Annotated in this window: 18 protein-coding genes; 7 read left to right on the forward strand and 11 right to left on the reverse strand. The window is 49.0% G+C overall.

Annotated features, from left to right (window positions below):
- The first annotated feature begins 31 nt into the window (after window positions 1-31).
- The 4 genes from ftsH to asnS all read left to right on the forward strand — a co-directional run bounded on the left by ftsH (window position 32) and on the right by asnS (window position 4,896).
- Window positions 32-1,864, forward strand: coding sequence for an ATP-dependent zinc metalloprotease FtsH (ftsH, locus tag H6A13_RS03680; protein WP_204908270.1), 1,833 nt, complete (start codon window positions 32-34; stop codon window positions 1,862-1,864).
- On the forward strand, window positions 1,861-2,400 hold the full coding sequence (locus H6A13_RS03685) for an HdeD family acid-resistance protein (protein WP_204908271.1): 540 nt from the start codon (window positions 1,861-1,863) through the stop codon (window positions 2,398-2,400). The genes ftsH and H6A13_RS03685 overlap by 4 nt, the downstream gene beginning before the upstream one ends.
- Window positions 2,401-2,469: 69 nt before the next feature.
- On the forward strand, window positions 2,470-2,961 hold the full coding sequence (locus tag H6A13_RS03690) for a methylated-DNA--[protein]-cysteine S-methyltransferase (protein ID WP_204908272.1): 492 nt from the start codon (window positions 2,470-2,472) through the stop codon (window positions 2,959-2,961).
- A gap of 534 nt (window positions 2,962-3,495) precedes the next feature.
- Window positions 3,496-4,896, forward strand: coding sequence for an asparagine--tRNA ligase (gene asnS, locus H6A13_RS03695; protein ID WP_204908273.1), 1,401 nt, complete (start codon window positions 3,496-3,498; stop codon window positions 4,894-4,896).
- 59 nt (window positions 4,897-4,955) lie between these two features.
- Here the strand turns inward: asnS and H6A13_RS03700 are convergent, their stop codons facing one another.
- The 7 genes from H6A13_RS03700 to H6A13_RS03730 all read right to left on the reverse strand — a co-directional run bounded on the left by H6A13_RS03700 (window position 4,956) and on the right by H6A13_RS03730 (window position 12,131).
- Window positions 4,956-5,468: a nitroreductase family protein gene (locus H6A13_RS03700; protein ID WP_204908274.1), complete on the reverse strand. Its 513-nt coding sequence runs from the start codon at window positions 5,466-5,468 to the stop codon at window positions 4,956-4,958.
- Window positions 5,469-5,549: 81 nt separating this feature from the next.
- Window positions 5,550-6,542 carry a helix-turn-helix domain-containing protein gene (locus tag H6A13_RS03705; RefSeq protein ID WP_204908275.1) on the reverse strand — a complete coding sequence of 331 codons (993 nt, stop codon included), beginning with the start codon at window positions 6,540-6,542 and terminating at the stop codon, window positions 5,550-5,552.
- Window positions 6,543-6,684: 142 nt separating this feature from the next.
- Complete coding sequence (gene rlmD / locus H6A13_RS03710) at window positions 6,685-8,055, reverse strand: 23S rRNA (uracil(1939)-C(5))-methyltransferase RlmD (protein WP_204908276.1); 1,371 nt, start codon at window positions 8,053-8,055, stop codon at window positions 6,685-6,687.
- 24 nt (window positions 8,056-8,079) lie between these two features.
- Entirely contained in the window at window positions 8,080-9,030 is a 951-nt protein-coding gene (locus H6A13_RS03715; protein ID WP_204908277.1) for an NYN domain-containing protein, read from the reverse strand.
- Between the two features lie 119 nt (window positions 9,031-9,149).
- On the reverse strand, window positions 9,150-9,392 hold the full coding sequence (locus H6A13_RS03720; protein ID WP_204908278.1) for a DUF4366 domain-containing protein: 243 nt from the start codon (window positions 9,390-9,392) through the stop codon (window positions 9,150-9,152).
- Window positions 9,393-9,486: 94 nt separating this feature from the next.
- Entirely contained in the window at window positions 9,487-11,721 is a 2,235-nt protein-coding gene (pcrA, locus tag H6A13_RS03725; RefSeq protein WP_204908279.1) for a DNA helicase PcrA, read from the reverse strand.
- The gene (locus H6A13_RS03730) at window positions 11,718-12,131 is read right to left on the reverse strand and encodes a DUF3783 domain-containing protein (RefSeq protein WP_204908280.1); all 414 of its coding nucleotides are present in this window, start codon (window positions 12,129-12,131) and stop codon (window positions 11,718-11,720) included. Before H6A13_RS03730 ends, pcrA begins: the two co-directional genes overlap by 4 nt.
- Window positions 12,132-12,271: 140 nt before the next feature.
- Between H6A13_RS03730 and H6A13_RS03735 the strand changes: the two genes are divergently transcribed.
- Window positions 12,272-12,886 (forward strand): DUF1836 domain-containing protein, encoded by a 615-nt coding sequence (locus tag H6A13_RS03735; protein WP_204908281.1) that lies wholly within the window; start codon window positions 12,272-12,274, stop codon window positions 12,884-12,886.
- Window positions 12,887-12,915: 29 nt separating this feature from the next.
- Here H6A13_RS03735 and H6A13_RS03740 read toward each other — a convergent pair whose 3' ends face one another.
- Both H6A13_RS03740 and H6A13_RS03745 read right to left on the reverse strand, forming a co-directional pair.
- Window positions 12,916-13,218: a YerC/YecD family TrpR-related protein gene (locus H6A13_RS03740; RefSeq protein ID WP_204908282.1), complete on the reverse strand. Its 303-nt coding sequence runs from the start codon at window positions 13,216-13,218 to the stop codon at window positions 12,916-12,918.
- A 65-nt stretch (window positions 13,219-13,283) separates the two neighbouring features.
- Window positions 13,284-14,012 (reverse strand): phosphatase, encoded by a 729-nt coding sequence (locus tag H6A13_RS03745; RefSeq protein WP_338043002.1) that lies wholly within the window; start codon window positions 14,010-14,012, stop codon window positions 13,284-13,286.
- A 157-nt stretch (window positions 14,013-14,169) separates the two neighbouring features.
- On the opposite strand from H6A13_RS03745, the gene H6A13_RS03750 reads away from it, so the two are divergent.
- Window positions 14,170-14,433: a hypothetical protein gene (locus H6A13_RS03750; protein ID WP_204908332.1), complete on the forward strand. Its 264-nt coding sequence runs from the start codon at window positions 14,170-14,172 to the stop codon at window positions 14,431-14,433.
- 39 nt (window positions 14,434-14,472) lie between these two features.
- The gene (locus tag H6A13_RS03755; protein ID WP_204908283.1) at window positions 14,473-14,949 is read left to right on the forward strand and encodes a hypothetical protein; all 477 of its coding nucleotides are present in this window, start codon (window positions 14,473-14,475) and stop codon (window positions 14,947-14,949) included.
- A gap of 59 nt (window positions 14,950-15,008) precedes the next feature.
- Here the strand turns inward: H6A13_RS03755 and H6A13_RS03760 are convergent, their stop codons facing one another.
- Both H6A13_RS03760 and H6A13_RS03765 read right to left on the reverse strand, forming a co-directional pair.
- Window positions 15,009-16,643 (reverse strand): class I adenylate-forming enzyme family protein, encoded by a 1,635-nt coding sequence (locus tag H6A13_RS03760; RefSeq protein WP_204908284.1) that lies wholly within the window; start codon window positions 16,641-16,643, stop codon window positions 15,009-15,011.
- Window positions 16,644-16,724: 81 nt separating this feature from the next.
- Entirely contained in the window at window positions 16,725-17,729 is a 1,005-nt protein-coding gene (locus H6A13_RS03765; protein ID WP_204908330.1) for an ABC transporter substrate-binding protein, read from the reverse strand.
- Window positions 17,730-17,780 lie beyond the last annotated feature (51 nt).

Below are 17,780 nucleotides of genomic sequence, written 5' to 3' on the forward strand. Positions count from 1 at the left end.
CTCAGACGTCAGAAAAGGAGAATTTATAACTATGAAAGAAGTCAGATCACCAAAACGACCTATGATCTTCTACTACTGTATGGTCCTTCTGATCATTTTCCTCTTTAATATACTTATCGCTCCTCTGCTTGGGCACTCCCAGGTGACAGAGGTTGGCTACAACACCTTTATGGATATGATCGATGAAAAGGACATCGGACTGGTACAGATCGAGGACACAGAAATTATTTTTACGAATAAAGAACAGAGCAAAACCTATGAGACCACCGCTATGGAAGATCCTGGACTGGCAGAGCGTCTCCACAACTGCGGCGCGGAGTTTGAGCGGATCATAGAGGAGCCTGTTTCGCCGCTCTTCAGTATCCTGCTCACTACCGTCCTTCCCATCCTGATCTTCATTGCACTGGGACGCTATATGAGCAAAAAGTTGATGGAGCAGGCGGGCGGCAAGAATTCCATGGCCTTTGGCATGGGGAAAAGTAACGCCAAGATCTACGTTCAGTCCACCCAGGGTATCCGCTTCAGCGATGTGGCCGGGGAGGACGAGGCCAAAGAAAATCTGACTGAGATCGTGGATTATCTCCACAACCCGCAGAAATATACGGAAGCCGGCGCTTCCATGCCCAAAGGCATCCTGCTGGTGGGGCCGCCCGGAACCGGCAAAACCATGCTGGCAAAAGCGGTCGCCGGGGAATCCAATGTTCCCTTCTTCTCTATCTCCGGGTCGGAGTTTGTCGAAATGTTTGTAGGTATGGGCGCTTCCAAAGTTCGGGATCTCTTCAGCCAGGCAAAGGAAAAAGCCCCCTGTATCGTCTTCATCGATGAGATCGATGCCATCGGCCAGAAGCGAAACGGCGGAGGCTACGGCGGAAATGACGAGCGTGAACAGACACTGAACCAGCTTCTGACAGAGATGGACGGGTTTGAGGAAAATACAGGCGTCATCATTCTGGCTGCCACCAACCGGCCGGAATCCCTGGATCCTGCCCTGACAAGACCAGGCCGGTTCGACCGGCGTGTGCCTGTGGAACTGCCGGACCTTGCAGGCCGGGAAGCCATTCTGAAAGTCCATGCCAAAAAAATCAAGCTGGCCCAGGACGTGGATTTCCACACCATTGCCCGTATGGCCGCAGGCGCCTCCGGGGCGGAACTTGCCAATATCATCAATGAAGCTGCTCTTCGTGCTGTCCGGAATGGCCGGGTGGTGGTAACCGAGGCGGACCTGGAAGAAAGCATTGAAACGGTTATTGCCGGTTACCAGAAGAAAAATGCCGTTTTATCCGACAAAGAAAAGCTGGTCGTCTCCTATCACGAAATCGGCCACGCACTGGTTGCCGCGCTGCAGTCTGACTCTGCTCCGGTCCAGAAGATCACGATCATTCCCCGCACCTCCGGCGCACTGGGATACACCATGCAGGTGGACACCGGCGACAAGTACCTGCTGACCAGGCAGGAACTGGAAAATAAGATCGCCACCTTCACAGGCGGACGTGCCGCAGAAGAAGTGATCTTTGGAGAAGTCACCACCGGCGCGTCCAACGATATCGAACAGGCCACAAAACTGGCGCGTGCCATGATCACCCGTTACGGCATGAGCGACGACTTCGACATGGTGGCCATGGAGACTGTGAACAACCAGTATCTGGGCGGAGACACTTCCCTTGCCTGCTCCGAGGCCACGCAGAAAGAAATTGACCGCAAGGTGGTGGAACTGGTAAAGGCCCAGCATGAGAAGGCAAAAGCACTGCTTCTCGAACATGAAAGAAAACTTCATGAACTGGCAAAATATCTCTATGAAAAAGAAACGATCACCGGGGAAGAATTCATGGCGATCCTGAATCAAAAAGGAGGCGATGCACAATGAAAAGACGTTCCAGACTTGGGTGGCTTGAACTGATCCTTGGCGTCCTGCTGATCCTTCTCGGCGTCGCCACGATTCTTCTGCCAGGAAAAGTATTCGGGGGACTGATCGTCCTGTTTGGTTTCGCTGCCGTGATCATGGGTATCGGAGATATCCTTCTGTATATCCGCATGGAACGATTCATCGGCTTTGGCCCTGTCATATCGCTGATTTCCGGTATCGTCAGCGTAATGGCCGGCATCATGCTTGTGGTATATCCGGGTGCAGGAGTAATGGTCTTATCTGTCCTGTTTCCTATCTGGTTCATCGCCCACTGTATTTCCAGACTGTCCCACGCAGGAACGATACGGCTCTTTTCAGGAAACGGGATGTACTATACCACTTTGATCCTCAACGGCGTCGGCCTGGCCCTTGGGATCCTGATGCTCTTTCGTCCGGCATTTTCTCTGGCAGCGATTGGGTTTATCGCCGGATTCTACCTGATCCTCCTTGGGACCGACAGCATCATCCTGGCGTGCAGCAATGTGGGAATGCGGTAAGGAGATAGAATGGAAAAATAATCCCTCCTGTGGTACGATAAAGGCAGAAACAACGAGGAGGAAGCATACATGCATTATATAAACCATTACCACTCTCCCCTTGGCACGATCCTTCTTGCCGCTGATGATACCGGCCTTACCGGCCTGTGGTTTGAAGGCCAGAAATATTTTGCCCAGGGACTTGATAAAGAAACAGAAGAAAAAGAGTTCTCCGTATTTCAAACAGCCCGCCGCTGGCTGGATGTTTATTTCTCAGGGCAGGCTCCTGACTTCCAGGTTCCTCTTCATTTTCAGGGAACCGCCTTTCAGAAGGAGGTATGGGAGATTCTCTTATCCATTCCCTACGGCAAAACCACCACTTACGGAACCATTGCAAAGCAGCTGGCTGCAAAAAGAGGCCTTCCGCATCTGTCCGCCCAGGCAGTGGGCAGTGCGGTCGGCCACAACAAGATTTCTATTATCGTTCCCTGCCATCGTGTGATTGGGGCAGACGGAAGCCTCACCGGGTATGCCGGCGGCATCTGGAGAAAAGAAAAACTGCTGGCGCTGGAACAGGCTTAATCCCAGCGCCAGCCATGTATGAATTACAGCAGGCATGTCATGCCTGCTGTAATTTATTTACAAGTGAACTATCAGATTCCAAGTAAGCATCAAAACTTTCGTTGACTTTTCCATAAAAATATGCTAAGATGCGTCTCAAAGAAAAATAAGATAAGGCAAGGAAGAGAACCAGTAGGTATCTGAAATTGTTACAGAGAGTCCCGTTTGCTGAGAGTGGATACAGGGAAAGATATTTTGAGAGATCAAAGTTCCTGCAAAGGAATCGAATAACGCCTCGGAGCCGCATACCGACTACATTGTCTGACAATGTTGAGACTATGATGGGAACGCCCATTACAGCGTAAGGGTATCGATGCCATGTATAACATTTCCTGTGTTCATACAGACGTCCGTACCTGGAAAGGTCTGTGCCGCGAGACACAGACGAACTAAGGTGGCACCACGGATCTACCATCCGTCCTTGGAAACAGGGACGGATTTTTTTATGCTCAAAATTCCGCCCTGCAAAACTATTTTTGAAAGGAAGGATACACAATGAGCAAAGAATGTACGAAAATCAAAGAACTCTTTTCTGCACAGGACGCGCACATCGGACACGAAGTCACGGTCCGGGGATGGATCCGCAACCATCGCAAGCAGAAAAATATGGGGTTTATAGAATTGTACGACGGAAGCTGTTTCCAGTCTCTGCAGCTGGTATACACAACAGAAAGTGACAAAGATGGCAGGCTGAAAACTCTGCACAACGGCGCCTGCATCGAAGCGGCGGGAACCGTACAGCAGGGATTTCAAAAGGAATTGATCGAACTGAATCTCTCCCATGTTACACTGCTGGGAGACTGTCCCGAGGACTATCCCCTGCAGCCCAAAAGACATTCTCTTGAATTTTTGCGTGAACAAGCCTATCTTCGTCCGAGAACACGTCTGTTCCAGGCCGTATTCCGTATCAGAAGCGTGGCTGCACAATCGATCCACGCCTATTTTGCGGACAGAGGTTTCTTATATGTAAACACTCCTTTAATCACCGCAAATGACGCAGAAGGCGCCGGCAACACCTTTACCGTGACGACACTCGATATCACTGGTATCAAAGAACAGGCAAAGAAAGCTTCTGAAGAGATCTTTAAACAGGATTTCTTCGGAATCCCCGCTTCGCTTGCAGTAACCGGACAGCTTGAAGCCGAAACATTTGCGATGGCTTTTGGCGACGTATATACCTTCGGGCCCACGTTCCGCGCAGAAAACTCAAATACGAAGACACATATGGCTGAGTTCTGGATGGTGGAACCGGAAATGGCGTTCTGCGACCTGGACCGTCTCATGGATGTGGAAGAAGATTTTTTGAAAACCATTCTCGGACAGATCATGAAACAATGCAAAGAAGAGCTTACATTCCTGGAAGGCTTTACCAAATTACCGCTCCGGGAAAGAATGCAGGCAGTGATTGACTCTAACATCGTCCGGATCCGCCACGAGGATGCCATCCGCATCCTAAAAGAATCCGGTGAATCATTTGAATTTGAACCTGAGTATGGAGAAGACACGGCAAAGGAACACGAAAAATATCTCACCGAAAAGTACTTTCATGCACCCGTATTTATCTATGACTGGCCAAAGGACATCAAAGCATTTTATATGTATCAGAACGACGATGGCAAAACTGTCGGCGCAGTCGATCTGCTCGTCCCGGGTGCCGGCGAACTGATGGGCGGCAGCCAGCGTGAAGTGCGATATGACCGGCTTCTGGCAAGAATGCAGGAACTTGGCATCTCCACAGACAGCCTGGACTGGTATTTGAACCTTCGCAAATACGGCTCCTGCGACCATTCGGGATTTGGCATGGGCTTTGAACGGTTACTGATGTATGTGACAGGAATGGAAAACATCCGGGATGTTATCCCCTTCCACAGAACACCGGGAAGCTGCGAATATTAAACAAGAGATCCTGACCGGGAACACCCCGGCCGGGATCTCTTGCTTTTCTTCATAATATCTTACAGATAGCTGACTGTCTCTGAAAGTTCTTTGCGGTTGCTGTGATTTGGCAGAGGACCCGCATCTTCCGTCGGATACCCCAGGTCCAGAAGCATCAGCACTTCCTCCTGCTCGGGAAGTCCGAATTCTTTTGCCGCCTCTTCTGGATCAAACAGGTTGAGCCAGCAGCTCTCCACTCCTGCATCTTTAGCCGCCAGCATCAGATGGGTCGCTACGATGGCCGCATCCTCAATCCCGGAATCTCTCTTCCCTCCCGGATAAGTAAACACATTGTTTTTGTCAAAGGCAACCAGCAACACTGTGGGCGCCCCATACCGACACCGGGTCAGCTTATCAATCTTTGCCAGCCCTTCCTCTGACTGTATCACGTAAATGTGCTGTTCCTGCAGGTTCTTGGCAGTAGGAGCCAGGCGTCCTGCCTCCAGGATCTGATCCAGCTTTTCCTGTTCAATCTGCCGGCTCTCATAACTCTTACAAGAATACCGTTCTCTTACAACTTCTGAAAATTCCATTCTGCACTTCCTCCTTTTTCTTTCTGCCTTTATTATAATCCTGCCCTCTGGGAGTGAAAAGAAGTATTTTCAGATTTCTGCTTACCGCTCCACCTGATTCCGGTAAATGCTGCTGACTACACCCCACACGATTCCTGCCACCGGCCAGATCACCCAGGTAATATGCCACTCCATGGTCAGAAAGCTGACCAGCAGATATACAGCTATCACACAGCCCCAGTAAATCCCGCTGATCCGTTTATTCTGCTTCTTGGCGATGCGGGTATAATCTCCCTCTTCCAGAAGAACCTGATAACCGTCCCAGATAATGCAGGTGCGCACAATGAGAAAAACTCCAGTTGCCACAAGGAACAGCAGCAGACTGATCGCCCCGGTAAGCGCCATGACATTTTCTTCTCCAAATAGCAGGATCATCAGGAAAATAGGGATACAGGAGGCCACGCACAGCGCTACTCCCGCTGCCAGTTCAATGACATGACCTCTCTCATATTTCTGCTTCCGATCCCGAACCATGCCATCTACTCCGTAGGCTGTATCCAGCGCCTCTTTCTCCAGAAAATCATACTTTTCGTCATAATGACCGGTAATCACAAAGATAGATACTGCTGCAACGATCAGAAGAATCAGGATAGTAGTCCCCAGAAGGGCGCCCTGATCTTCCGTCAACGGAAGCAATCCCGCTTCTCCGGCGCCGGAAAGAAGAAGCAGAAATACCGGAGACATAATACATAAAAACACGCCAAAAGCGCAGGGAACAGAGACCTTCTGGCAATGAGCCAGATAATCGTTGGCAAGTTCCATGGACACCGGCACCAGCTTCTCTCCGGTCTCGTCTGCAATCTTCTCATCTGCTGCCGGGTTTTTCTCCTCTTCTTCCATCTCGTCGCGAAGAAGATAGTCTGTACTGACATCAAATAGTTCTGACAGTTTCAGGATCCGGTTCATATCCGGAACCGACAAAGCCCCTTCCCATTTAGAAATGGATTGCCGGCTTACTTCCATTTTCTCCGCCAGTTCCTCCTGGGACCAGCCGGCCTTCTTTCGTAAATAAATAATTTTGTCTGCTAAGATCATATGCTTTCTCCTTCTGCCAGACGGCCTGTCTGACGCGCCGCACTGGTCTTTGTTAAGGAAAGTATACTGTTTTGGGCCATCCTGCGCCAGCAACCAGACTTTACAATTCCGCAACCAGCGCGTACATTACTGGTAAACAGCCTTATTTTTTATTCAGAAGGCAGACACATTCTGTATGATATGTGCCGGGGAATAAATCGACGCACGCCAACCGTTCCACCTGGTATCCTCTCCCCTGCAGAAGTTCCAGATCTCTTGCAAGACTGGTGGGCTTGCATGCAATATATACCATCTTCTGTACCCCGAACCGGATGATCTTCTCAAGCGCTTTGGGATTCACGCCATCTCTTGGGGGATCCAGCACGATCAGATCCGGCACTTCTCCCAGTTCATCGATCACCTTCAGTACATCCCCTGCCCAGAAAGCGCAGTTATTAAGACCGTTTAATGCCGCATTCTCTTTTGCCGCTTCCACAGCTTCTTCCACGATTTCCACGCCCACGACTTTTGCGGCCACCGGAGCCAGGATCTGGGCGATGGTGCCGGTACCGCTGTACAGGTCGAAGATCACCTTATCCTTTGTGTCACCGATGTAGCTTCTGGCTGTCTCATACAGGACTTCCGCCCCCAGAGAATTGGTCTGGAAGAAGGAAAACGGCGTAATCTTAAACCGCAGTCCCAGAAGCTCCTCATAAAAATAATTCTGTCCGTAAAGAATATCTGTTCCTTCATCTTTCACCACATCCGCCACACTGTCGTTTCTTGTATGGAGAATGCCTGCAATGGTTCCCTCCAGTTCCAGTTCCAGAAGCGCTTCCGCAAATCCGTGACCGTCAAACTCACGGTCTCCTTCTTCCGTCGTAGTCACCAGATCGATCAGGATCTCTCCGGTCTTTACCGCTTTTCTTACCAGCAGATGCCGGAAAAATCCGGTATGACGCATCCGGTGATAATAAGGAAGACCGGTACTTTTTGCATAGTCCAGTGTCCTGATGAGGATTTTTCGGAAATCCTCATCTACGATCCGGCATTCCGGCACATTGACAATATCATGGAAACTGCCTCTTTTATGCATCCCGAGAGCCAGCGGCCCGTCTTTATACTCATCTCCAAAGGAAAACTCCATCTTATTGCGGTAGGCCTCCTGCCGGGGGCTTGGATGGATCCCTTCCCAGATGTATTCCCCGTCCACAGCCTCATCCATCATGTTTCTGATCTGGGTCTCTTTTAATTGCAGCTGTTCCTCATACGGAAGATTCTGATAGGTGCATCCGCCACATTGCCCGAAATGCGGACAGGGCGGTGTGATCTCGTTCGCCGCAGGCTCCAAAACCTCCAGGATCCGTCCCTCTGCCTTTCCTTTACGGATCTTATTTACCGAAAACCGTACCAGCTGCCCCGGCACCCCGTTCTTTACAACAACCGTTTTTTCCTCCTCCGGAATAAGGATCTTTCCTTTGTTCGGAAATTCCACTTCCTGGATCCGGCCTTCATAGATCTGTCCTTTTTTCATCCATACTCTCCGTTTCTTCTTTTCTTACTGCCGCCTGTCTCCGGAAAGCCTGTGGTATTTTGCATTCAGGATCGTCCCGTCCTGCTCTACTTTCACATGATCCAGACTCTTCACATATTGATTAAACTGCGCGTAGCCATAATCGCTGATCTTAAAATCTTTGTATTTATCATAGACCCTATTTCCAAGCGTGCTCAGCTCGATACCGTTCTTCCCGGCTTTTTTCACCAGACTTACCACATAATTGTCTATATCAGCTTTGCGTCTCTGATCCTCTTTCAGCGTCACGGTCACAATGTGTCCATGCTTCACCAGCTGGATCCTGGGGAACTGCTCCAGGAATTTGGACAGCATGTTGTAGCCGTAGCTTCGCACGTCAAAATCCGGATACAGGCTGACCAGACGGCTTCCCACTTCTCCAAGACCAGTGCCTTTATTGCTGTCCTGATTTTCAATGATCATATCAATCACCGCATCCTCGATCTTTCCAATACTGAGGCGCTCATGCTGCACTCTGGCCTTGCCTGCGCCCGGCTCCTGCTCGTCCATCAGATTTTCCAGGATCGTAAATTTATCACAGGCTTTGCGGAAGGGCTCCGGCGTTTTATTTTCTCCCATGCCGATCACAGTCTTTCCGCTCTCCCTGAGACGGCTGACCAGACGGGTAAAATCGCTGTCGCTGGATACAATACAGAAACCATCCACATCGTTCGTATATAAAATATCCATCGCATCAATGATCATAGCGGAATCCGTGGCATTTTTCCCCTGAGTATAACTGAACTGCTGGATCGGAGTGATGGAGTTGCTTAAAAGCTGCTCCTTCCATCCGGAAAGCTGGGTGCTTGTCCAGTCCCCGTATATCCTCTTATATGTGATCACACCGTATTTAGAAAGTTCTGTCAGAACAGGCTTGATATACTTTGCCGATACATTTTCCGCATCGATCAGCAGTGCGTAACATTGTTCTTCCATAGTTGTCCTCCGAAAATAGTAAGAAATGTTTTCAAGATAAAAGCAGGCAGGACGCCCTTCCTCTCACAGATGGGGCTTCCAACCTGCTCTTTTATTGCGTTCTGAAACTGTAATCTCTTCTATACCTGATCATCATCATTGAAGAAATCATCGTCAAAATCATCGTCGAAATCTTCCTCAAAATCTTCCAGATAATCCGGTGTAAAGAAGCAGTATACCGCATAAGCGATGGCTGCAACCGCAGCTACAGCTCCTACAATGGCAAGTACCCAGAGTACTGTCTTGCACTGGCTGCTTTCCTCCTTCTTATTGATCAGTTCGTTCAACTTTGTTGCAGCAATGATATCCTCTACCTTACTCATGCTCCCACATCCTTTCTTATGCTGTCACAGCAAGTTCATTAATTAAAGACATTATATCACTAACATTTTCAGATTACTATAACTTTATGCCAATTTACTCAATTTTCTGCAATTTTGCAAAAGCAGCGAACATTTTCTTTGTACCCGGGCCGTCAAAATCTACGGTCACCTCGTAATCCCGGCCGCCTTTTACCATGGCTGTCACCGTCCCGGGGCCGAATTTGACATGCCGGACCCGGTCGCCCACCTGGTATCCAGGTCCTTCTCCCTTTGGCGATCCAAACTCCCTGGCCGGCGCCGCGGTTGCAAATGCTTTTGTCCGAAAGGCCTGTCTCGCCTGCTGGTATGCGGACGTTTTCACCGGTTCTTCCTTTTCCTTTTCGAAAACCGCGCCTGTAGACACCAGGTTCATGGGGATCTCCTTTAAAAACCGGGACATTTTGTTATACTGGGTCTCGCCCCGGATCATCCGGCGTCTCGCGCACGTCAGAGTCAGCTCCTCTTCTGCCCTTGTGATCCCTACATAGCAGAGTCTCCGCTCTTCTTCCACTTCTTCCGGATCGTCCGAAGTGATCGTCAGATAACTGGGGAAAATCCCATCCTCCATCCCGGCCAGATATACATGAGGAAATTCCAGTCCCTTGGCGCTGTGAAGGGTCATCAGCACCACATAATCGCTGGATTCATCCAGACTGTCAATGTCTGCCACCAGCGCCACTTCTTCCAGAAAACCGCTTAATGTGGCCGGTTCATCCTGTTCGTCACAGACCTCTTCATAAGCGGAGATCTTACTTAATAACTCGTCAATATTTTCTATCCGGCTCTGGGCTTCTTCCTCACCTTCCTGCTGCAGACTTTCTATGTATCCCGTTTCCTCAATGATCTCCTGCATCAGTTCGGAGATGGTCATCTCCTCTGCATCCGTCTTAAAATGTTCGATCAATGCCACAAATGATTCCAGTCTGGAAGCCCCTCTTCCAATCCCCGGGATCAGATCCACCGCCCGCAGGGCCTCATAAAATCCGATCTCCCTTCCTGCCGCATATTCCTGTACCCGGTTGATGCTGGTAAGGCCGATCCCTCTTTTGGGTACATTGATGATCCGGCGCACCGCCAGGTCGTCACGACCGTTATCAATGGTCTTTAAGTAAGCCAGCAGATCCTTGATCTCCCGCCTTGCATAGAAGTTCACGCCGCCCACGATCTTATACGGGATATTGGCAGTCACAAACTTCTCCTCAAATAAACGGGACTGGGCGTTAGTCCGGTACAAAATGGCGTGGTCATGATACGCCGATTCTCCTTTTTCCACCCGCTTACGGATATCGTCCACGATATATTCCGCCTCGTCAAAAGCCGTGTCAAACTGACGGACATTGATCTTCTTTCCTTCCCCGTTATCTGTCCAGAGCGTTTTCTCCTTCCGCCCGTGATTATGGCGGATCACCGCATTCGCCGCGTTCAGGATATTTTCCGTAGACCGATAATTCTGCTCCAGTTTGATGACCTTTGCATCTGGAAATACCTGCTCAAAATCCAGAATATTACGGATATTCGCCCCTCTGAACTTATAGATCGACTGATCGTCGTCCCCTACCACGCAGAGATTCCGGTATTTGCCGGCCAGCAGGCGGACCAGTTCAAACTGCACAGTATTAGTATCCTGATATTCGTCCACCATAATATAACGGAACCGCTCCTGATAGTACTCCAGCACATCTTTCTGCGTCTGGAAAAGCTGCACCGCCTTCAGCAACAGATCATCAAAATCCAGGGCATTATTGGCCCGAAGCTGTTTTTCATATTCTTCGTATACCGAAGCGATCCTCTGACGGCTGTAGTCTCCCTGTGCCTGGATCCGGTACTCTTCCGGCGTGATCAGCTCGTTTTTTGCCTGTGAGATGGCTGCCAGAAGAGATCTTTCCCTGTAAATCTTTGTATCAATCTGCAGCAATTTACAGATGTCTTTCATCAGAGTTTTCTGATCGTCTGTGTCATAGATCGTAAAACTGTTGTCATATCCCAGAAGTTCAATATGTCTTCTAAGGATCCGTACACACATAGAGTGAAACGTGCTGACCCAGATGCTTTCCGAGCCAAAGCCCACCAGGCGGTCCACTCTTTCGCGCATCTCACCGGCCGCTTTATTGGTAAAGGTGATCGCCAGGATATTCCAGGGATTTACTCCTTTTTCCTCGATCAGATAAGCGATCCTGTGAGTCAGCACTCTCGTTTTTCCGGAGCCCGCCCCCGCCAGGATCAGAAGCGGTCCTTCTGTATGATATACCGCTTCCTTTTGCTGTTCATTCAATGTATCGTAAATGCTCAATCTTCCTGCTTCCTTTCTGCGTCCTTCTGTTTCATATATAAATGTTCCTTCTTGATCTCCTCATAAAGAGACAGGGAATCCCACTCCTGATTGGTCGGGGTTACCACCGCTTTCAGATCCACCTGAACCTTCTCCTTTTTCATCAAAAACAAAGCCTTGTCCAGCATTTCCTCTGTAGCTGCGCTGATCACCATCATCTCTTCTGGAAATCCTTCTCCTTTGTATTCACATCCGGTATCTGTATCTTCCAGATCCTCCTTTTCCCGGATCCCGGCAAGCGCACCGATAGGAAGACCATACTCCTCCGTCTCCACATGCCGGACCTTATAACCGAGAAATCCAAAGATCATCCCGATCTTTTTCCCTTTCCCGGTTCCTTTCAGATTATAACAGAGCACTGCTGATCTCATAGCATACAACTTCCTTTCCCCAACAGTATGTTCTCATTATATGGGTTTTCAAATAGAAGTGCAAGCCGGGAAAAAATTAAAGAAATATTTCTTGTCATATAGTTTCGGAAACTATATAATGATTATATTGAGGTGATTTTATGACGATAGATACAAAAGATCTGCTGAACAGTATCCTGTCCAGCATTTCACGGATTGACTATATCAGACCGGGAGAGATCCCCAACATCGATCTGTACATGGATCAGGTGACAACTTTTATGGAAGAACAGCTGAAGCGGACCAAACGGCACGATGACGATAAGATCCTGACCAAAACAATGATCAACAATTATGCCAAAAACAACCTTCTTCCCCCTCCGGTGAAGAAGAAATATTCCAAAGAACATGTGCTGGTGATGATCTTCATCTATTATTTCAAAAATATTCTTTCCATCAAAGATATCGAGACACTGCTTGCTCCCATCACGGACAAAGCTTTTGATGAGGAAGATCCTCTTGACATGACTGCTGTTTATGAAGAGATCTGCCAGATGGAAAAATCCCGGATCGAAGGGCTTCAGAAAGACGTAACCAGATCCTATCAGCTTGCCCTGGAAAGCTTCCCTGACGTTCCGGAAGACCAGCAGGACTATCTCCGGCTGTTTGCTTTTATCTGCAACCTGAGTTTTGACGTGTATGTGAAAAAGCTGATCATTGAAAAACTGATCGATGAACTTCCATCCTCTGAAAATGACGCGAAAAAGAAGAAATAAGCAGCGCTTATTTCTTCTTTTTATCTTTTCTATGCTTCTTCCTGCGGAGCATCAATTCTTTCAAATACCATATCGTATCCATCGTTCCCATAATTTAACGAGCGGTTCACGCGGCTGATGGTAGCTGTAGAGGCTCCGGTCTTTTCCGCAATCTCCAGATACGTCTTGTGCTCTCTTAACATCTTTGCCACTTCAAATCTCTGGGAAAGGGAAAGCAGTTCATTGATCGTACAGATATCCTCAAAAAAAGTATAACACTCCTCTTTATTCTCTAAGCTCAGTATCGCAGAAAACAGATAATCCACTGCTTCTGTCCTGATCTTCTTACTCATAACATACGCTCCTTTGTAACAATATTTCATTACTGTTACATTTTAACACAGTAAATTCTTGAAGTCTACACCTTTTTCCCGTGTTTTAACAAAGACCGCAGTTTCTCATAAGAGGTATTGGCGACCAGTTCCTCCGGGAAACCAGTTTCCCGGCACAACTCTTCTGCTTCTGGATATTCTGCGATATCCACATCCACATGGGCGTCGCTTCCCCATACGATCATGGTTCCCTCTTTTTTACATGCTTCCAGCATTTTCTTACAGTTTTCGTGGGTATTTACCCGGAACCCTTCCGGCCGCAGAGAAGAATTGTTCACCTCAAGCAGTGTTCCTGTACGTTTTGCCTCTTTTGCCAGTGCCTCATAATCGGCCGGGAATCTTCCGTCGTCCGGATGGCCGATAATGTCCACATAGGGATTTTGCATCACCGCATAATATGCCTCCATGACATTTTCAATGGTCCGCTCTTCCAAAAAGCAGGGCATGTGCATGCTGGCGATCGCAAGATCCAGGTTTTTCAATGTTGCTTCCGGCAGATCCAGTCCTCCCGTCCGGTCCGTAATATTCACTTCCGCCCCAAGCAAAAGATGAATGCCGCACATCGAACGCGGCACCACCTGGAAGTTCTGGAAATAATATAATGGAGCGGCTCCCGGCATCTGCGGCGCATGTTCAGTAACCGCAAGGCCGGCAAGCCCTTTTTCAGCCGCCATGGACACCATCTCCCGCAGCGTATTATAGGCATGCCCGCTTACGATCGTATGGCAATGCGTGTCAATTTCAATTTTCATCATTCTGTCCTTCTTTCCTGCAAACGATTCATCATTTCTGATACACGCAATTATTATACCGCATACTTTTTCCTTTTTCTACACATTCTAAATCATATCGCCCGCAATTCAATCAGAATATCATCAGAATATCTATTACACAGTTTAGGAGGCATATTTTATGAATAAAGAAGAAGAGAAAAATCAGAAACTCATAGACGCCTGCGATTATCTGTCCAGCGCGGCATCCAGCCAGGACCTGACGGGACTGATCCCTTCCGCACCGGTGTCCCCGGGAGAACTGGAATCCTATGAAGAGTTGTATCCCTTCCTGCCGCCCGGAGGAAATGCGCAGTCCATCCGTCCGGAAAAGAACGGTTCAGAGACTTCCAGGCATGCCGGATTGTCCGAAGGCACACGCAAACCGCGCCACGCACAAGAGTAAAAAGGCGGCATATACTAATCAAAAAACGGAGTTTTTATCATGCCAGCTATGAATCTTATTCCGGTAAACGGGATCATTGTAAGCATCACACCTTTTGGAGACGACTGCTGCGAGCAACAGGTCAGCATCCGCACCACGGAAGGAATCAACAATTTCATCGTCGGACCGGAAACCTATGTGCAAAACAATGTACGCCTGCGCCCGGGGATGAACGTCACTGCCCTGTACGACGGAGAACAGGCTGTCCCGCTCATCTACCCGCCCCAGTACCGCGCCGTCTTTATCGGCCGGCGAAATCCCGGCGAAAAAGTATACGCCGGTTATTTTGACGAAACCCTCACTTCGTCCGACGGATCACTGCAGCTAAACATTGACACCTCCACCAGCGTGGTAACTGCTAACGGCCAGACGTTCCAGTGCTCGCCGGGCGGGCATACCCTGATCGTATATTACAGCGAGACCACCCGGAGCATACCGGCTCAGACCACACCCCGGAAGATCATCGTGATTTGCTAAAAAAATAACAGGGGACGTAGTCCTTTGCAAAAGGACTACGTCCCCTGTTATTTTTTTCACTAACTTCTGTTCTGCACTTCTACCAGATGCAATGCCCCATACCGCTCACGAAGCTTGGGTTTCTCAATCTTCCCGGTGGGATTTCTCGGCACATCGGCAAAGAATATTTTTCTGGGTCTCTTATACCTTGGCAGTTTTCTGCAAAATTCATTGATCGTCTCTTCATCGCAGGAGACACCCGGCTTTAATTCAATGATCGCGGCCGAGATTTCTCCCAGCCTGTGATCCGGCAGCCCGATCACTGCCACATCATGAACCGCTTCGTTGGTACGCAGGAAATCTTCCACCTGTACAGGATAGATATTTTCTCCACCGCTGATAATCACGTCTTTTTTACGGTCTACCAGGAAAATGAATCCATCTTCGTCTTCTTCTGCCATGTCTCCGGTATACAGCCATTCTCCGTGAAGCACATCCGCTGTGGCCTTCGGATCGTTGTAATAGCAGACCATGACTCCCGGGCCGCTGACCGCCAGTTCTCCGGTTTCTCCCGGTTTTACGTCATTGCCATTCTCGTCAATAATCCGGGTCTTCCAGCCGTATCCGGCCTTGCCGATGGCTCCTACCTTCTCAATATTCCCAATTCCCAGATGGACGCATCCGGGACCCAGAGATTCGCTGAGTCCATAGTTGGTGTCATACTGATGATCCGGGAAATATTCCAGCCAGTGCTTGATCAAGCTTGGCGGCACCGGCTGTGCGCCGATATGCATCAACCGCCACTGATCCAGCTGATACATGGACAGGTCGATCTTTCCACTGTCCAGCGCCAGTAAAAGATCCTGAGCCCACGGCACTAAAAGCCAGACGATGGTACACTTTTCTTCGGAAACCGCCCGCAGGATAAACTCCGGATTCGTGCCTTTTAAAAGCACTGCTTTGCCGCCTGTCAACAGACTTCCCAGCCAGTGCATCTTTGCTCCGGTATGATACAGCGGCGGAATACACAAGAACACATCGTCCTTTGTCTGACCGTGGTGATTCTGCTCCGCTTTCGCCGCGTGCATCAGCGCCTGATGCGTATGCAGAATGGCCTTGGGAAATCCTGTGGTTCCAGATGAAAAATAAATCGCCGCATAATCTTCATCTGTCACGTCAATCTTTGGGGACTGGCTGGAACAGTTCGCGGAATGCATGGTGTAATCTTCTGCAAATCCGGGGCATCCGTCTCCCACAAAAAACAACAGCCTGTGCCGGCTGATATCATCTGCAATCTCTTCGATACGGCCGATAAACTCCGGACCAAACACCAGCACGTCTACCTCTGCCAGTTCCACACAGTACTTGATCTCCTCTGCGGAATACCGGAAATTCAGAGGAACGGCCAACGCTCCTGTCTTCAGGATCCCAAAATAAATCGGCAGCCATTCCAGACAATTCATCAACAGGACTGCCACCTTGTCGCCTTTGTGAACTCCCCGCTCCAGCAGAAGGTTCGCAAAACGGTTTGCCTTTTCATTAAATACATTCCAGGTGATCTCTCTTCTATAATAGGATGCCCGCACAGATTCGATCAGTTCATATTCCTTCCAAGTCACTCTGCGGGTTTCCGGCATCTCCGGATTAATCTCTACCAGCGCCACATCATCTCCGTACAGCCGGCAGTTTTTTTCCAAAATATCTGTAATAGGCATAAAAATCCCCTTTCTGGCACATCACTTTAGCGCTTTTAATCGTTAAAGTAACTATACCTTTTTTGAAAGGGGATGTCAACCTTATTTTACTGCCTTTTTAGCAAATTCCGTAGTCACAAGATCCTGATAAGGAGCCCGTTCCTTCAGTTCACCTGCTTCTTCCAGAATATCCTGTAAAAGTTCAAAACTATCTTCTTCAAAGATCAGATCTGCCTTCCAGGTATCCTGATCATAGTACCTTGCTACGATCGTGGTAATGGTTTCCAGATCCGTTTCCTCAAACTGCGGTTCAATCACCTGCGCGATCTCCTCCGGCGTATGATCCTGCACATAATCCATGCCCTTCTGCAGGGCGTCCGTAAATCCCTGGATGATCTCCGGATTTTTCTCCATATAGCTTTTCTTTGCAGAAAAAGCAGTGTAAGGAACGTATCCGCTGTCCGTACCAAGGGAAGCCACTACATACCCTTTGCCTTCTGCTTCAAGGCTGGTCGCTCCCGGTTCGAATTCCACCGTAAAATCAGCTTTGCCTTCTGCGAAAGCAGCCGCCGTAGAGCCGAAATCAATATTCTGGTCGATCGTAAGATCCGCCGCCGGGTCCATCCCGTTTTTTCGGAGAATATATTCAAATACCATCTGAGGCATGCCGCCTTTTCTGCCTCCCAGCACCTGCGTCCCTTTCAGGTCTTCCCAGGTAAAGTCCGGCATCTCTTCTCTTGCCACCAGGAAGTTCCCGGCGCGCTGGGTCAGCTGGGCAAAGTTTACTACATAATCTGTAGCGCCCTCATTGTAAGTATAGATGGAGGCTTCCGACCCCATAAAGCCAATATCGGCTTCACCAGAGATCACAGCCGTCATCGTTTTGTCAGCACCAAATCCACATACCAGATCCAGCGCGATCCCTTCTTCTTCAAAGTATCCTTCTTCCACCGCCACATACATCGGCGCATAAAAGATAGAATGAGCAACTTCATTTAACGTAACTTCTGTCAGTTCCTTTCCGGCTTCTTCCGTGCCGGAGCACCCGGCCAGGATCCCTGAAAGCAGCATCAGCGCCAGACCCGCTCCCATCAGACGCTTCCTCATCCACTTTTCCATAATCGTCCTCCTCATGACTTCTGCCGGCATATGCCCCGC

This window comes from Mordavella massiliensis (assembly GCF_016902415.1).
Classification (GTDB): Bacteria; Bacillota; Clostridia; order Lachnospirales; family Lachnospiraceae; genus Merdimonas; species Merdimonas faecigallinarum.